The organism is Streptomyces sp. NPDC053513 (assembly GCF_044544765.1).
GTDB lineage: Bacteria > Actinomycetota > Actinomycetes > Streptomycetales > Streptomycetaceae > Streptomyces > Streptomyces litmocidini.
Map to the genome: position 1 here is coordinate 325851 of NZ_JBITXP010000004.1, position 15318 is coordinate 341168.

General features: G+C 72.9%; 12 protein-coding genes. 5 read left to right on the plus strand and 7 right to left on the minus strand.

Features of this window, described 5'->3' with window-relative positions:
- Positions 1-3: 3 nt before the first annotated feature.
- Complete coding sequence (gene iolC, locus ACIGW4_RS09305; RefSeq protein WP_399172347.1) at positions 4-951, minus strand: 5-dehydro-2-deoxygluconokinase; 948 nt, start codon at positions 949-951, stop codon at positions 4-6.
- A gap of 174 nt (positions 952-1125) precedes the next feature.
- Between iolC and ACIGW4_RS09310 the strand changes: the two genes are divergently transcribed.
- Complete coding sequence (locus ACIGW4_RS09310) at positions 1126-2046, plus strand: sugar phosphate isomerase/epimerase (RefSeq protein WP_123452507.1); 921 nt, start codon at positions 1126-1128, stop codon at positions 2044-2046.
- Between the two features lie 305 nt (positions 2047-2351).
- The gene (locus ACIGW4_RS09315) at positions 2352-2549 is read left to right on the plus strand and encodes an AlpA family transcriptional regulator (protein WP_123452509.1); all 198 of its coding nucleotides are present in this window, start codon (positions 2352-2354) and stop codon (positions 2547-2549) included.
- 51 nt (positions 2550-2600) lie between these two features.
- Here the strand turns inward: ACIGW4_RS09315 and ACIGW4_RS09320 are convergent, their stop codons facing one another.
- The 4 genes from ACIGW4_RS09320 to ACIGW4_RS09335 are packed head-to-tail and all read right to left on the minus strand — an operon-like array spanning position 2601 to position 8874.
- Positions 2601-3884 carry a tachylectin-related carbohydrate-binding protein gene (locus ACIGW4_RS09320; RefSeq protein ID WP_399579464.1) on the minus strand — a complete coding sequence of 428 codons (1284 nt, stop codon included), beginning with the start codon at positions 3882-3884 and terminating at the stop codon, positions 2601-2603.
- A 32-nt stretch (positions 3885-3916) separates the two neighbouring features.
- Positions 3917-5230, minus strand: a complete 1314-nt coding sequence (locus ACIGW4_RS09325; protein WP_399579467.1) for a hypothetical protein — start codon at positions 5228-5230, stop codon at positions 3917-3919.
- A 29-nt stretch (positions 5231-5259) separates the two neighbouring features.
- Positions 5260-6558: a hypothetical protein gene (locus tag ACIGW4_RS09330; protein ID WP_399579469.1), complete on the minus strand. Its 1299-nt coding sequence runs from the start codon at positions 6556-6558 to the stop codon at positions 5260-5262.
- Between the two features lie 30 nt (positions 6559-6588).
- Positions 6589-8874, minus strand: coding sequence for an MMPL family transporter (locus ACIGW4_RS09335; protein ID WP_399579470.1), 2286 nt, complete (start codon positions 8872-8874; stop codon positions 6589-6591).
- 164 nt (positions 8875-9038) lie between these two features.
- On the opposite strand from ACIGW4_RS09335, the gene ACIGW4_RS09340 reads away from it, so the two are divergent.
- Positions 9039-9692, plus strand: a complete 654-nt coding sequence (locus tag ACIGW4_RS09340) for a TetR/AcrR family transcriptional regulator (protein ID WP_123452519.1) — start codon at positions 9039-9041, stop codon at positions 9690-9692.
- Here ACIGW4_RS09340 and ACIGW4_RS09345 read toward each other — a convergent pair.
- Positions 9670-10902, minus strand: a complete 1233-nt coding sequence (locus tag ACIGW4_RS09345) for a cation:proton antiporter (protein WP_399579472.1) — start codon at positions 10900-10902, stop codon at positions 9670-9672. The two genes, ACIGW4_RS09340 and ACIGW4_RS09345, sit on opposite strands and share 23 nt — an antisense overlap.
- Before the next feature lie 134 nt (positions 10903-11036).
- Between ACIGW4_RS09345 and ACIGW4_RS09350 the strand changes: the two genes are divergently transcribed.
- Positions 11037-11261, plus strand: a complete 225-nt coding sequence (locus ACIGW4_RS09350; protein WP_190156744.1) for a heavy-metal-associated domain-containing protein — start codon at positions 11037-11039, stop codon at positions 11259-11261.
- Positions 11262-11333: 72 nt separating this feature from the next.
- On the plus strand, positions 11334-13538 hold the full coding sequence (locus ACIGW4_RS09355) for a heavy metal translocating P-type ATPase (RefSeq protein ID WP_399579474.1): 2205 nt from the start codon (positions 11334-11336) through the stop codon (positions 13536-13538).
- Between the two features lie 368 nt (positions 13539-13906).
- Here ACIGW4_RS09355 and ACIGW4_RS09360 read toward each other — a convergent pair whose 3' ends face one another.
- On the minus strand, positions 13907-15196 hold the full coding sequence (locus tag ACIGW4_RS09360) for a citrate synthase (RefSeq protein WP_030685223.1): 1290 nt from the start codon (positions 15194-15196) through the stop codon (positions 13907-13909).
- Positions 15197-15318: the final 122 nt, after the last annotated feature.

The following is a 15318-nucleotide window of genomic DNA, read 5'->3' on the forward strand; positions in this document are numbered from 1 at the left end:
TTCCTACCCCTTTCGCGGGAGCGTTCCCGTGCCCGCCGCGAGGGCTTCGGCGATCTCGTCCTCGGTCGGCATCGCGGAGGAGCAGGCGAGGCGGCCCGCGACGATCGCGCCGGCGGCGTTCGCGTGGCGCAGGACCGTGCCGAGGTCGTGGCCGGCGAGCAGCCCGTGGACGAGCGCCCCGCCGAAGGCGTCGCCCGCGCCGAGCCCGTTGACGACCTCGACCGGCAGCGGCGGCACCTCGGCGCGGGTCCCGTCGGCGGCGAGCGCGAGGACGCCCGCGGGGCCCCGCTTGACGACGGCGAGCCGGACCGTGCCGGTGGAGAGGAGGGCGCGGGCGGCGGCCTCCGGCTCCCGTTCGCCGGTGGCGACCTCGCACTCGTCGAGGTTGCCGACGGCGACGGTCGCGTGCCGCAGCGCCTCGGCGTAGTACGGGCGGGCCGCCGCCGGGTCCGTCCAGAACATCGGCCGCCAGTCCAGGTCGAGGACCGTCGTCCCCCGGCCGGACCTGGCCCGCAGCGCCTCCAGGGTCGCGGTGCGGCTGGGTTCGGCGCACAGGCCGGTGCCGGTCGCCCAGAAGACGCGGGCGGCGCGGATCGCGTCGGGGTCCAGCTCGTGCGGCCGGATCTCCAGGTCGGGGGCGCGGGGGCGGCGGTAGAAGTACAGCGGGAAGTCGTCGGGCGGGAAGAGGGCGCAGAAGGTGACGGGGGTGGGGTGCTCGGGGACCTCGGTGACCCAGCGGTCGTCCACGTCGAAGCCCTTGAGCTCGCGGCGCAGATAGGTGCCGAAGGGGTCGGCGCCGGTGCGGGAGACGAGCGCGGTGCGGCGGCCGAGGCGGGCGGCGGCGACGGCGACGTTGGCCGCGGAGCCGCCGAGGAACTTGCGGAAGGTCTCGACCCGGTCGAGTCCGACGCCGGTCTGGAGCGGGTAGAGGTCCACGCCGAGGCGTCCCATGGCGATCAGGTCGTACGGCTCCGTCTCCACGCGCCACCTCTCGGTCGGGCCGCCGTCGGCTCGCATCCAGGTCTAACCGTCCGCCGGGAGGCGTGTCAACGATATGTCCGGACATTCGGACGACCGGACCGTACCGCTTGACGGTGCTCTCGGGGCGCCCCCAAGGTGGCAGGCATGACGAAGCCGTCGCCGCAGCCGTCGCCACCGTCCCGGATCCGCATCGGATCGGCCCCCGACTCGTGGGGGGTCTGGTTCCCCGACGATCCCCGGCAGGTGCCGTGGCAGCGGTTCCTCGACGAGGTGTCGGGCGCCGGCTACACGTGGATCGAGCTGGGTCCGTACGGCTATCTGCCCACCGATCCGGCCGTCCTCGCCGAGGAGACCGCGCGGCGCGGGCTGCGGGTCTCGGCGGGGACCGTCTTCACCGGGCTGCACCACGGCCCGGACGTCTGGGACCGGACCTGGGCGCACGTCGCGGAGAACGCCGCCCTCGCGCAGGCCGTGGGCGCGGGCCATCTGGTGGTCATCCCGTCGTTCTGGCGGGACGACAGGACCGGCGAGGTCCTGGAGGAGCCGGTGCTCACCGGCGGGCAGTGGCGGGACCTGACCCGGCTGACGGAGCGTCTGGGGCGGGAGGTGCGCGAGCGGTACGGGCTGCGGATCGTGGTCCATCCGCACGCCGACACCCACATCGACGGCGAGGAGAGCGTGACGCGGTTCCTCGACGCCACCGACCCGGACGCGGTCGCGCTCTGCCTGGACACCGGGCACTACGCCTACGCCGGCGGGGACAGCGTCAAGCTGATCGAGACGTACGGGGAGCGGATCGGCTACCTCCACCTCAAGCAGGTCGACCCGGAGGTGCTGGCCGGGGTGGTGGCCGAGGGGGTGCCGTTCGGGCCGGCGGTGGCGCGGGGCGTGATGTGCGAACCGCCGTCCGGGGTGCCCGCGCTCGAACCGGTGCTCGCGGCCGCGTCGGCGCTGGACGTGGACCTGTTCGCGATCGTCGAGCAGGACATGTACCCGTGCGAGCCGGACGTGCCGTACCCGATCGCGCTGCGGACCCGGCGCTTCCTCCGCTCCTGCGGCGTATGACGGCGGACCGTACGACGCGGACCCGGCGCCCGGCCCGGCGCATACCGCTCTGACCAGGTGTGACGCACGCGGACACACCGATGGGCGTGTGTGCCGCTTCCGTCACACGGGTCCCTCCGCCGTCACATATGTCTTCCTTACGCGGGCTTTGCGTCACAGACGTTCGACAGCCGCTCTCCTCCGGTCGGGAGGGGGCGTTGCACGGGGCAGAGGCTGATTGATCGCTTGATCGCAACCGCCCGCCGCACAGCGCCCCCGAACGGCACCCCCGCCGCCGCTGCGCGGCGCGCAGGGAGGTACCGGGCATGACGGACAGAAGGCTCTGGTCGTACAAGGACATCGCGGCGCACATCAAGGTGCAGCCCGACACGGTCCGCTCCTACCGGAAACACGGGCTTCTCCCGGCACCGGACCGGGTGGAGTCGGGCAAGCCCTACTGGTACGCGGACACGATCCGCGCCTGGGTCGCGAGCCGCCCCGGCAACCGGGCCCGCCGCGACTGACCCCGCCCGCCCCGGAGAAGGTCCCGGCCCCCGCCGGGGCCTTCTCCGGACTCAGACGAGCAGGTCGTAGATGTTCCAGCCCCAGCCGCCGGGCCGGGGGTAGTACGGCTCGCTCTTGCCGTCGAACCGCACCACGCCGTAGACCACGAGCCTGCCGTCCCCGGTCCGGGCCGCCAAGGACGGATCTTCGAAGGTCCGGCCCGCCCCGGCCAGGGCGGTGTAGACGTTCCAGCCGCCGCCGACGCGGCGGCGGGGCTCGAAGGGCACGGCCGGGTCCCAGTCGTCGGCCTTCTCGTAGCGCCACTGCCGGCCGTCCGGGGTGTGGGCGATCAGGCCGTCCCCGAAGGCGACGATGCTCCGGTACGCGTTCCACCCGCCGCCGACCCGCACCCGGCGTCCGAACGGCTGCGTGGCCGCGCCGGTCCCCGGGTAGCGCCAGAGGACGCCGTCGCGGTCGCGGGCGAACAGGTCGCCGCCGGGCAGTCCGACGAGGCTCGTGTACGCGTTCCAGCCGCCGCCGACCCGCCGGCGCGGCTCGAAGGGGGCGCCCTCCCGGCCGCTCCCCCGGTAGTACCAGAGCACACCGGCCCGGTCGCGGGCCACGAGGTCGCCGCCGCCCGCGGCGGTCGTGCGGTCGAGCTTGGTGAGGGCGGTGTACGCGTTCCACCCGCCGCCGACCCGTTTGCGCGGCTTCAGCGGGGTGTCGCCGCGGCCGGTGGCGTCGTACTGCCAGAGGACGCCGTCCCGGTCGCGGGCGTGCAGCGAGCTCCGGAGCCGGGCCTCCGGGGTCCCCTGCACGAAGGAGAAGGCCAGTTCGCCCTCGGCGACGACCGTGCCGGCCGTGTCGCGCAGGTCGACGGCGGTGCAGAGGTGACCGAGCGGGGCGAGGTCCGAGCCGGCGTCCACGGTGATGTCGTACGTGACGGTGGCGGCGCCGGCCGGCACGTGGGCCGCCGGCAGGTCGAACAGCAGCCAGACGCCGTCGACCGTCTCCGGGTCGGGCGAGTCCCAGGCGCAGGGCGCGAAGGCCCCGCCGTCGACCGCGCAGGTCGAGGTGATCCGCGGGCCGGGCCGGTCCCCCGGGATCCCGGAGAGGGCCTGGAAGGCGAGGCGCTGTCCCGGGATCGTCCCGGAGAAGCCGGGCGGCAGGGTGACGGTGAGCCGGGTGGTGACGGGCCCCTCCTCGCCGGCCGGCACGGTGAGCGCGCCGCCCTCCTGGACGAGGGTGCCGGGCTCGGGCGCGGCGGCGGCCGTGGCGGCCCCGCCGGCCGGGGCGGTGGTGGTGAGGGCGAGAGCGAGGCCCGCCGTGACGAGGACTCTGCGCAGTTGTCTCATGGCGTTTCCCCCGGGCTTCCGTCGAACTTCCGTCAGAGGAGGGTGTCGTAGATGTTCCAGCCCCGGCCGACCGCCGTCCGGGGCGTCCTGGGCACTCCGAAGTAGTTGCCCTCGTACGCCCAGAGCACGCCGTCCCGGTCGCGGGCCAGCAGGTCGCGGGAGGTCTGGAAGCCCAGGTCGCCGGTGCCGGCGAGGGCCGTGTAGACGTTCCAGCCGCCGCCGACGCGGACGCGCGGCCGCAGCGGGACGGCGGGGTCGGGGGAGCCGCTCGGGTGGTAGGCCCAGAGCACGCCGCCCGTGTCCCTGGCCAGGACGGTCCCGTCGAGGGCGGTGAGGGAGGTGTACGCGTTCCACCCGCCGCCGACGCGGACGCGCGGGGCGAAGGGCGCGGAGGGGGGAGCGCCGTACAGGCTCCGGTAGTGCCACAGGACGCCGTCCCGGTCGCGGGCGAGGAGCCCGGTGGAGGTACCGGTGAGGGAGGTGTACGCGTTCCAGCCGCCGCCGACCCGCACGCGCGGCCAGAAGGGGGCGGAGAGGTCGCCGGAGCCCCGGTAGTACCAGAGGACGCCGTCGGTGTCGCGGGCCACGAGGTCGCCCTTGCCGTCGGCGGTCGGCGCGCCGAGCCGGGTGAGCGCGGTGTAGCCGCCCCAGCCGCCGCCGACCCGCTGACGGGGCTTGAGGGGCGTCGCCGCCTTGCCCGTGCCCTCGTACTGCCAGAGCACTCCGCTCCGGTCCCGGGCGTGCAGGACCGTGCGGTGCTCGGCCTCGGGGGTGCCGAGGTCGAACTCGAACCCGGCCCCGCCCGTGGCGATCCGGTGGCCCGTCGTGTCGGTGACGTCGAAGGAGCCGAAGAGGAGCGGGTTGCTCGCCGCCCCCGAGTCGGCGTCGACGCGGACGGCGTAGGTGAGGAAGGGAGCGGCCTGGGCCTCCGGCAGGACGAAGCCCTCGCCCCCGTAGGGGCAGTCGACGAACGCGCCGCCGTTCACGGAGCAGGACCATCGTGTGTGGTACAGCTCGGAGGGGATGTGTTCGTCGGAGCCCTCGGGCGGCCAGTCGAGGTTGGACAGGAGCAGCCGGGCCTTCACGGTGCCGGTCGTGGCGCTGGGCAGCGCCGCCCCGAAGTAGGTGGTGACGGGCCCCTCTTCGCCGGAGGGGACGTGGAGCGTGCCGCCCCGCTGCACGACGGTGCCGGGGGTCTGCGCGGAGGCGGCCGCCGGTGACGGCGGCATGGAGGCGGGCGCCGTGAGGGGCGCGGCGAGTGCCGTCGCCCCTCCGGCGGCCGGGGGGACCAGAGCGGCGAGCAGGGCGCTCGCCGCGACCAGGAACGTTCGGGTGGTGTGTCTCATGGATCCCCTCGGAATCTTCGTCGGATCGCTCAGATCACGGTGTCGTAGATGTTCCAGTTCCAGCCGACCTTGGTGCGGGTCGTCGGGACGTACCCGAAGCCGGACGTCTTGCCCTGGTAGGCGTAGACGTCGCCGCCGGTGGTGCGGGCGAGGAGGTCGAGGTGGTTCCAGCGGCCGAGGTCCTCGGTGCCGGCGAGCGCGTTGTAGACGTTCCAGCCGCCGCCGACCTTCGCCCGCGCGTCGAACGGCTTGCTCGGCGACGGCGCGACGGTGCGGGGGTTGTACTTCCACAGGACGCCGGCCGCGTCACGGGCGACCAGGCCGCCGGCGTATCCGCTGATCCGCGTGTAGACGTTCCAGCCGCCGCCGACGCGCACGCGCGGCTGGAACTTGCCGTGGAAGTCGGAGAGGTAGTTCCACAGGACGCCGTCCCTGTCGCGGGCGACCAGGTCGTGCCCGTTGGTCGCGAGGGCGGTGTAGACGTTCCAGCCGCCGCCGACGCGCACGCGGGGCTTGAAGGGGGCGTCCGGGTCGCCGGAGCCCTGGTAGTACCAGAGGACGCCGTCCTTGTCGCGGGCCACCAGGTCGCCCCGGCCGTCCGCGGTGGTGCGGCCGAGGGGGACGATCGCGGTGTACGCGCCCCAGCCGCCGCCGACGCGCTTGCGCGGCGTCAGCCTGCCGTCGGTCCTGCCGGTCGCCTCGTACCGCCACAGGACGCCGTCCTTGTCGCGGGCGTGGACGGCGCCGCGGAGGGCCGCCTCGGGGGTGCCGAGGACGACGTCGACGTCGGCCTTGCCCTGCGAGACCACGTTCCCCCGGGCGTCCTTCAGCTGGACCGACAGGTAGAACGAGCCCAGCCAGTCGTGGGAGGAGGAGAGGTCGAGCGTCACGGCGTAGTCCAGGGTGGAGCCTGCCTGGACGGCGGGAAGGTCGACGACGATCGGCTCCGTCTCGTCCGCGCGGGCCGGGTACCAGGCCACGGGCACCGGGGCGGACCCGTTCACCGAGGCGGTCGTGCGGAGCCCTGCCGCGAGCCGGTCCGGCGTGACACCGCCGCCGGGCCACGTCGAGACCGGCTTGCCGAACCCGAGCGTCGCCGTCACCGGACCGGTCACCCCGGCCGGCACGTCGGCGCGGAAACGGACGGTCCCCGGGCCCTCCTCGCCGGCCCAGACCTTCGCCGGTCCCCCGTCCTGCACCACCGTCCCCGGTTCCACGGCGGCCTCCGCCCGGTTCACCGCCGGCGCGGCCGTGGCCGCCGCTCCCCCGAGCGCCACCGGTGCGATGCCGGCGACGAGGGCCGTCGCCAGAACCAGGCCTGCACGCATACGTGCCACGAAATCCCCCTGATTTTCATGTCATTGACGTGAGGAGGCGGCTTCCCGCCATTCCTCGGACACCTCTATGACATCCGGGGTACGCGAAGGGTTGTGCGTGTCGTTCTCGCTGATTCCGAAGCGGTCGTGGAAGCGGCGCAGCGGCCCCGGCGCCCACCAGGTGAGGCGGCCGGTCAGCTTCATCACGGAGGGGACGAGGAGGCTGCGGACCACCATCGCGTCCATGAGGACGGCGAGGGCGACGCCGAGTCCGAGCATCTTCGTGTTGGTGACGCGGGAGGTGCCGATGGCGACCATGACGACGGCGAGGATCACGGCGGCGGCGGTGATCAGGCCGCCGGTGTGGCGCAGTCCGAAGCGGACGGAGCGCTCGTGGTCGCCGGTGGCGTCGTACTCCTCCTTGATGCGGGAGAGCAGGAACACCCCGTAGTCCATGGAGAGTCCGAAGGCCACGCAGAACATGAGGACGGGCAGGGTGGTCTCGATGTCGCCGGTGGAGGTGAAGCCGAGGAAGCCGGCGAGGTGCCCCTCCTGGAAGACCCAGACGACGGCGCCGAACATCGCCGTGAGGCTGAGGGCGTTGAGGAGGACGGCCTGGACGGGGACGACGACGCTGCCGGTGAGCAGGAAGACGAGGAGCAGGGTGACGAGGACGATGATCCCGGCCGCCCAGGGCAGCCGCTCGGCTATGGCGTCCTTGGAGTCGACGAGGACGGCGGCCGGTCCGGTGACGGAGGTGGCGAACGGCGCCTCGGCCGTGCGCAGTTCCCCGACGACCCGCTGGGCGTCGGCGCCGACGGTCTCGCCGTCGGGCACCACGGTGAAGTAGGCGGCGCCGCCGCCCTCGGTGACGGGTCCCTCGGCGCGGGCGACGCCGTCGAGGGCGGAGATCCGCTCGCGGTAGTCGGCGTACTGCGCGGGGGTCGCGGTCCCTTCGGCGAGGACGGTGATGCCGCCGCCCGGGTTGCCGGGGAAGCCGTCCCGCAGCTCGTCCTGGACGATCCGGGAGGAGGCGGTGACGGGGAGCTGGCGGTCGTCGGCGGTGCCGAACCTCACTCCCAGGAACGGCAGTCCGAGCAGGACGAGCCCGGCGGTGGTGACGACGGCGAAGACGGGCGCGCGGCGCATCACCAGGGCGGCGGCCCGCCCCCAGCCCGCGCCGTCGCCGGCGTCCCGGCCCGCGCCGGTCTCCTTCGGCGTCCGGCCGCGCCGGAGGAGGCGCCGCAGGTCGAGGGCGTTGACCCGGTCGCCGAGCAGCACGAGGGCGGCGGGGAGCAGGGTGAGGGCGGCGGTGGCGGCGAGCAGGACGACGGCGATCCCGGCGTACGCGAAGGAGCGCAGGAAGTACTGCGGGAAGACCAGCATCGCGGCCAGCGAGACGGCGACGGTCAGGGCGGAGAAGAGCACGGTCCGCCCGGCCGTGCGCAGGGTGGTGCGGACGGCGGTGTACGTGTCGGCACCGGCGGCGAGCTCCTCGCGGTAGCGGCGGACGACGAACAGGGCGTAGTCGATGGCGAGTCCGAGCCCGAGGGCGGTCGTCAGGTTCTGCGCGAAGACGGAGACGTCGGTGAACTCGGTGATGCCGCGCAGGACGGCGTTGGTGCCGAGGATGGCGACGATGCCGACGCCGAGCGGCAGGAGGGCGGCGACGGCGCTGCCGAAGACCATGACGAGCAGGACGAGGGTGACGGGCAGGGCGATGAGCTCGGCCCGCAGCAGGTCCTCCTGGATGACGGTCTGCATCTCGTGGCGGACGGCGAGTCCGCCGCCGAGGGAGACCTCGACGGGGCCGTGGGCGCCCCGGTAGGTCGGGGCGATCCGGTCGAGGACGGCGGCGGCGTCCTTCTCCTCGCCCGGTATCCGGGCGGCGATCACGGCCTGGCGGCCGTCCTCGGAGCGGAGGGCGGGCGAGCCGGTGGACCAGTAGGAGCCGACGCCCTCGACGCCCGGTTCGGCGTCGAGCCGCTCGGCGAGCCTCCGGGCCTCGGCGACGACGGCGGGGGTGTCGACGGGGGCGGTCCCGCCGGCCCCCGTGGCTCCGGCCGCTCCCGCGTCCACGAGGAGGAGCACGTTCGGCTGGGAGCCGGGGAACTGCCGTTCCAGGGCCTTGGTGGCGTACGTGGACTCGGCGGCCGGGTCCTCCCAGCCGCCGCTGCCCATGCGGTCGGCGACGCCACCGCCCGCGAGGACGGCGAGGGCGGTGAGCACGAGGGCCACCAGGAGGGTGAGGCGCGGCCGGGCGGTGACGAACCGCGTCCATCCGCCGCCGCGCCCGCCCCCGGACGCCGATTTCTTGACTTCGGACATGACGCGGTGTCCCCTTCACCGTGGCCCCTGCACGCGCTTCCCGGCAGGTCGCAGGGGCCGCCCATTGCCATAGACTGGCAAACACGAGTGATCACTCGCGTTTCCCAAGAATGCGAGCGACCTCTCGCGTTTGTCAAACGTGCCGAGGAGAGCTGGGGACAGCCATGTCCGGAGACGTGTCCGAAGAACCGAAGCCGCGCCGCCGCCAGGCCCGTGGCGAACGCCGCATCGCGCAGCTGCTCCAGGCCGCCGCGAGGGTCTTCTGCGCGTCCGGCTACACGGCGACCAGCACCAACGCGATCGCCCGGGAGGCGAGCGTCTCGCCCGGCACGCTCTACCAGTACTTCCCGAACAAGGAGGCCATCGCCATAGAGCTCGGCGAGCGCCTCCTGAACGAGATGCGGGAGGCCCACGGCCAGGCGTTCACCCCGGAGAACCTCGCCCTGCCGCTGCCCGAGATGCTGGACGTCGTCGTCGACCCGCTGATCGCGTTCAACTGCGAGAACCCGGTCTTCCTCGCCCTGATGCACGGCTCCGAGGTGCCCGGCCGGATCGCCGAGGAGCACGACGCCCTGCACGCCAACCTGCTGGCCTCGGTGCAGGAGGTGATCGGGCACTACGCCCCGGGACTCTCCGCCGCCGACCGCGCCCGGATCGCCGGCATGACCTTCGCGATCTTCAAGGGCGGTCTGGGGCTCGTCCTGGCCGCACCCGAGGGCCCCGAGCGGGACGCGACGGTCGCCGAGCTGAAGACCGCCCTCCTGCGCTACCTCTCCCCGCTGGTCGAGACCCCGGTCACCACGTCTCCGAGCCGCTGACCGACTCCGAGGGCCGCTCCGCCTCCCCCGGACCCTTCCCCCGCCCCGACCGCGCCCGCAGCTTCATCGCGAGCAGCGGGAAGAGGAGTACGGAGAGCATGGCGGCCCCGACGAGCGCCGCCGCCTCGCCGGCCGTCATCTCCTTGTCGTCCACGCCGATGGTGGTGATGGCGACGACGAGCGGCAGCGCCGTGGAGCCGTACAGGACGAGACCGCGTCGGTCCTCGCGGCCGAGGTCGCGCGGGGCGAGGAACCCGATCGGCCCGCCGCGCACCACCAGGAAGAGCACCAGGAAGACCGGCAGCAGGAGCAGGGTCCCGCCCCCGCCGAGGAGCGAGTCGAGGTCGAACTCGACCCCGGTGACGACGAAGAAGACCGGGACGAGGAAGCCGAAGCCGACGGCCTCGACCTTCTCCAGGATCTGCGGCCCGGTGTCGGGCGCGGCCCCGGTCAGCACGAGCCGGGTGACGAGGCCGGCCGCGAAGGCGCCGAGGAGCACGTCGAGCCCGAGGGCCGTCGACGCCCCGAGCATCAGGGCGAGCAGCAGGAAGACGAAGCGGACCGCGAACTGGCCGCTGCTGTGCAGGGTCCTGGCGATGACCTTCGAGAACCACGGCGGGCGGGGCCGCAGCGCCCAGAGGACGGCCGCCGCCGTGAGCGCGGCGAAGGCGGCGAGGAGGACGGTGGACTCGGCGGCGCCCCGCCCGCTGAGCAGCAGCGCCATCGCGATGATCGGGCCGAACTCGCCGACCGCTCCGAAGGCCATGACGACCGAGCCGAACCGCCCGTGGAGGTCCCCGGCGTCCCGCAGGACCGGCAGGACGGTGCCGAGCGCGGTGCTGGTCAGGGCGACGCCGATGAAGACGCCCTTGGTGTAGCCGCCGCCGAGCAGGACGCCGGTGGCGAGCCCGAGCCCGAGGGCGATCACCCAGGCCCACACGGAGCGCCGGAGGGTGTCGCCGCGGACCTTGCCGAACTCGATCTCGTACCCGGCGAGGAAGATCAGCATGGTGAGGCCGAGCTGGGAGAGCCCGTCGATCAGCGCGTCGGGCCGGGCCCAGTCGAGGACGTCGGGGCCGATGAGGATGCCGAGCAGGATCTCGAAGATGACGAGGGGGACGGGGAGCCTGCGCCCCACCGCGTAGGCGAACAGCGGCGCCAGGACGGCGATCGCCATGATCAGGATGAGCGTGCTCCCCGAATGCGACATATCGGGTGTTTACCATGGGCTCCGGCCGGAACCGGGCCACCCGGCCCGCCGTCGCCGTCCCCGACTGGAATTTATACCCCCTGGGGGTATAGTCTCGTTCTCGTAAGACCCTGAATCCCCAGGAGGAGAGCGCCATGTCCGCAGAGACGAAGACCGAACTCACCACCGTCTACCAGGTCAAGGGCATGACCTGCGGCCACTGCGAGGGCGCGGTCTCCAGCGAGATCTCCGCGATCCCCGGCGTCTCCTCCGTCACCGCCGTCGCCAAGACCGGCGAGGTCACCGTCGTCTCCGCCGCCGCCCTCGACCGCGAGGCCGTCGCCGCCGCCGTGGACGAGGCCGGCTACGAGCTGGTCTGACCACCCGCCGAACAGGCGTCGCAGGGCCGTACCGTTACCTGGTACGGCCCTGCTCCCCTTTGGAACCCGCACATGCCAAGCCTCACCGTCACCGAGCTGACGATCGGCGGGATGACCTGCGCCTCCTGCGCCGCCCGCGTCGAGAAGAAGCTCAACCGGATGGACGGCGTCACCGCCACCGTCAACTACGCCACAGAGAAGGCGCGCGTCGAGCACGCGCCGGACGTCGGCGTCGACGAGCTGATCGCCACCGTCGTGAAGACCGGCTACACCGCCGAGGAACCCGCCCCGCCGGTGGAGGAGCCGGACGAGCCGGAGGACCCCGAGCTCGCCTCCCTCCGACAGCGGCTCACCGTCTCCGCGCTCCTCGCGGCGCCCGTGGTCCTGCTCGCCATGGTCCCCTCGCTCCAGTTCGACGACTGGCAGTGGCTCTCGCTCACCCTCGCCTCCCCCGTCGTCGTCTGGGGCGGACTGCCCTTCCACCGGGCCGCCTGGGCCAACCTCCGGCACGGCGCCGCCACCATGGACACCCTCGTCTCGGTCGGCACCCTCGCCGCCTACGGCTGGTCCCTCTGGGCCCTCTTCCTCGGCGACGCCGGCATGCCCGGCATGCGGCACGGCTTCGACCTCACCGCCGACCGCGCCCACGCCTCCTCCGCGATCTACCTGGAGGTCGCCGCCGGCGTCGTCGCCTTCATCCTCCTCGGCCGCTACCTGGAGGCCCGCGCCAAGCGGAAGGCCGGCGCCGCGCTGCGGGCCCTGATGGAGCTCGGCGCCAAGGACGTGGCGGTCCTGCGCGAGGGCGGAGAGGTACGGATCCCGGTCACCGACCTCCGCACCGGCGACCTCTTCGTCGTACGCCCCGGGGAGAAGATCGCCACCGACGGCACCGTCGCCGAGGGCGCCTCCGCCGTCGACGCCTCCCTGCTCACCGGCGAGTCGTTGCCCCTGGACGTCGCCCCCGGCTCCGCCGTCACCGGCGGCTGCGTCAACGTCTCCGGCCGGCTCGTCGTCGAGGCGACCCGGGTCGGCGCCGACACCCGGCTCGCCCGGATCGCGCGGCTCGTCGAGGAGGCCCAGAGCGGCAAGGCCGAGGTGCAGCGGCTCGCCGACCGGATCTCCGCCGTCTTCGTCCCGGCGGTCCTCCTCGTCGCCCTCGCCACCCTCGTCACCTGGCTCCTCGTGACCGACGACGTCACCGCGTCCTTCACCGCCGCCGTCGCCGTCCTGATCATCGCCTGCCCCTGCGCCCTGGGCCTGGCCACCCCGACCGCCCTCATGGTCGGCACCGGGCGCGGCGCCCAGCTCGGCATCCTCATCAAGGGCCCCGAGGTCCTGGAGTCCACCCGCCGCGTCGACACCGTCGTCCTCGACAAGACCGGGACGGTCACCACCGGCCGCATGCGGCTGACCGGCGTCCACGTGCACGGCGGGCGGTACGGCACCGACTCCGCCGACGAGACCGAGCTGCTGCGCCTCGCGGGCGCCCTGGAGCACTCCTCCGAGCACCCCGTCGCCCGCGCCGTCGCGGCCGGCGCCGCCGAACGCTGCGGGGAGCTGCCCGCCCCGAAGACCTTCGAGAACGTGCCCGGCCTCGGCGTGCGCGGCTCCGTCGACGGCCGGCTCGTCCTCGTCGGGCGCGCCGCCCTGCTGGAGGCCGAGGGCGTCGAGGCGCCCGCCACGACCGAGCCCGGCGCCGTCCACGTCGCCTGGGACGGGGTGGCCCGGGGCACCCTCACCGTCGCCGACACCGTCAAGGACACCAGCGCCGAGGCGGTCGCCCGGCTGCGGGCCCTGGGGCTGCGGACGGTGCTGCTCACCGGGGACCACCGGGCGGTCGCGGAGGCGGTGGCGGCCGAGGTCGGCATCGACGAGGTGATCGCGGAGGTGCTGCCCGAGGAGAAGGCCGAGGTGGTCCGGCGGCTCCGGGCCGAGGGCCGTACGGTCGCGATGGTGGGCGACGGGGTGAACGACGCCGCCGCGCTCGCCGTCGCCGACCTCGGGCTCGCGATGGGGACGGGCACCGACGCGGCCATCGAGGCGGGCGACCTGACGCTGGTCCGGGGCGACCTGCGGGTCGCGGCGGACGCCATCCGGCTGGCCCGGCGGACCCTGGCGACGATCCGGGGGAACCTCGGCTGGGCCTTCGGCTACAACCTCGCCGCGCTGCCCCTCGCGGCGGCCGGTCTCCTCAACCCGATGATCGCGGGCCTGGCCATGGCCTTTTCGTCCGTCTTCGTCGTATCCAACAGCCTTCGTCTGCGGCGGTTCACGTGAATTCACCCACGTGTATCGCACAGGACCTTCACAAGGAGACCTAGATCACAGATATTGGGGGGTAACCATCTGGGCTGTTCGCGAGTCTAAGTGGGCGATGCCAAGAACGTCTTGGGGGACGTTCATGGGATGTCTTGGGGGACGTCCCAGGCAAGCGCGGCCGGGGCACGTGCACCGGGGAGCTTTGAGCGGCCCTCCCGTACGTACCCCGGCAGACCGCGCGGAGGACGCCCGGCCCGGATCCCGTGGGGGGAATCCGCACCGGGATATGGAAAGCGCCCCGCTCGCCGACCCGTGGGGGGATCGGCGGCGGGGCGCTTTTCGCTTGCTTCGGGGCCCGGTTCGCCTCCGGGCGCGTCAGCCGAGCGTCAGCGGGCCTCGACCGGGACGAAGTCGCGGAGGACCTCGCCCGTGTAGATCTGGCGCGGGCGGCCGATGCGGGAGCCCGGCTCCTTGATCATCTCGTGCCACTGGGCGATCCAGCCGGGAAGGCGGCCGAGCGCGAAGAGCACGGTGAACATCTCGGTCGGGAAGCCCATCGCGCGGTAGATGAGGCCCGTGTAGAAGTCCACGTTCGGGTAGAGGTTGCGCGAGACGAAGTACTCGTCGGAGAGCGCGTGCTCCTCCAGCTTGAGCGCGATGTCGAGCAGCTCGTCGGACTTGCCGAGGGCCGAGAGGACATCGTGCGCCGCCGCCTTGATGATCTTGGCGCGCGGGTCGAAGGACTTGTACACCCGGTGGCCGAAGCCCATCAGGCGGACGCCGTCCTCCTTGTTCTTCACCTTGCGGATGAAGGAGTCGACGTCGCCGCCGTTGGCCTGGATGCCTTCCAGCATCTCCAGGACCGACTGGTTGGCGCCGCCGTGCAGCGGACCCCACAGGGCCGAGATGCCGGCGGAGATCGAGGCGAACATGTTCGCCTGCGAGGAGCCGACCAGGCGCACGGTGGACGTCGAGCAGTTCTGCTCGTGGTCCGCGTGCAGGATCAGCAGCTTGTCGAGCGCGGAGACGACGACCGGGTCGAGGTCGTACTCCTGCGCGGGGACCGAGAAGGTCATGCGCAGGAAGTTCTCGACGTAGCCGAGGTCGTTGCGCGGGTAGACGAACGGGTGGCCGATCGACTTCTTGTACGCGTACGCCGCGATCGTCGGAAGCTTGGCGAGCAGCCGGATCGTGGAGAGGTGACGCTGCTGCTCGTCGAACGGGTTGTGGCTGTCCTGGTAGAAGGTGGACAGCGCGGAGACCACCGAGGACAGCATCGCCATCGGGTGGGCGTCCCGCGGGAAGCCGCGGAAGAAGTTCTTGACGTCCTCGTGGACCAGCGTGTGCTGCGTGATCTCGTTCTTGAAGGTCGACAGCTCGTCGACCTTGGGCAGCTCACCGTTGATCAGCAGGTACGCCACCTCAAGGAAGGTGGAGCGCTCGGCCAGCTGCTCGATGGGGTAGCCGCGGTACCGCAGAATGCCCTGCTCACCGTCGAGGTAGGTGATGGCGGATTTATAGGCGGCGGTGTTGCCGTATCCGCTGTCCAGGGTGACCAGTCCGGTCTGGGCTCGGAGTTTGCCGATGTCGAAGCCCTTGTCGCCGACGGTGCTCTCGACCACCGGGTAGGTGTATTCACCGTCCGCGTACCGCAGTACTACAGAGTTGTCGCTCACGTCATCCCTCACCGACGTAGTGCCTCTTCTTCGAGGTGCCCTGACTGTCTCTACCATCCCCCATTTGGCTCAGGAGAGTGCACTCGGGGTCGCTCATTGGGCCATTCGGCGGCACTCAGTGC

Coding starts and splice junctions, on each gene's coding strand:
- ACIGW4_RS09320 (WP_399579464.1), bottom strand. CDS start 3,884: ATGAGACAACTGCGCAGAGTCCTCGTCACGGCGGGCCTCGCTCTCGCC.
- ACIGW4_RS09310 (WP_123452507.1), top strand. CDS start 1,126: ATGACGAAGCCGTCGCCGCAGCCGTCGCCACCGTCCCGGATCCGCATC.
- ACIGW4_RS09345 (WP_399579472.1), bottom strand. CDS start 10,902: ATGTCGCATTCGGGGAGCACGCTCATCCTGATCATGGCGATCGCCGTC.
- ACIGW4_RS09335 (WP_399579470.1), bottom strand. CDS start 8,874: ATGTCCGAAGTCAAGAAATCGGCGTCCGGGGGCGGGCGCGGCGGCGGA.
- ACIGW4_RS09325 (WP_399579467.1), bottom strand. CDS start 5,230: ATGAGACACACCACCCGAACGTTCCTGGTCGCGGCGAGCGCCCTGCTC.
- ACIGW4_RS09355 (WP_399579474.1), top strand. CDS start 11,334: ATGCCAAGCCTCACCGTCACCGAGCTGACGATCGGCGGGATGACCTGC.
- ACIGW4_RS09340 (WP_123452519.1), top strand. CDS start 9,039: ATGTCCGGAGACGTGTCCGAAGAACCGAAGCCGCGCCGCCGCCAGGCC.
- ACIGW4_RS09315 (WP_123452509.1), top strand. CDS start 2,352: ATGACGGACAGAAGGCTCTGGTCGTACAAGGACATCGCGGCGCACATC.
- iolC (WP_399172347.1), bottom strand. CDS start 951: ATGGGACGCCTCGGCGTGGACCTCTACCCGCTCCAGACCGGCGTCGGA.
- ACIGW4_RS09330 (WP_399579469.1), bottom strand. CDS start 6,558: ATGCGTGCAGGCCTGGTTCTGGCGACGGCCCTCGTCGCCGGCATCGCA.
- ACIGW4_RS09350 (WP_190156744.1), top strand. CDS start 11,037: ATGTCCGCAGAGACGAAGACCGAACTCACCACCGTCTACCAGGTCAAG.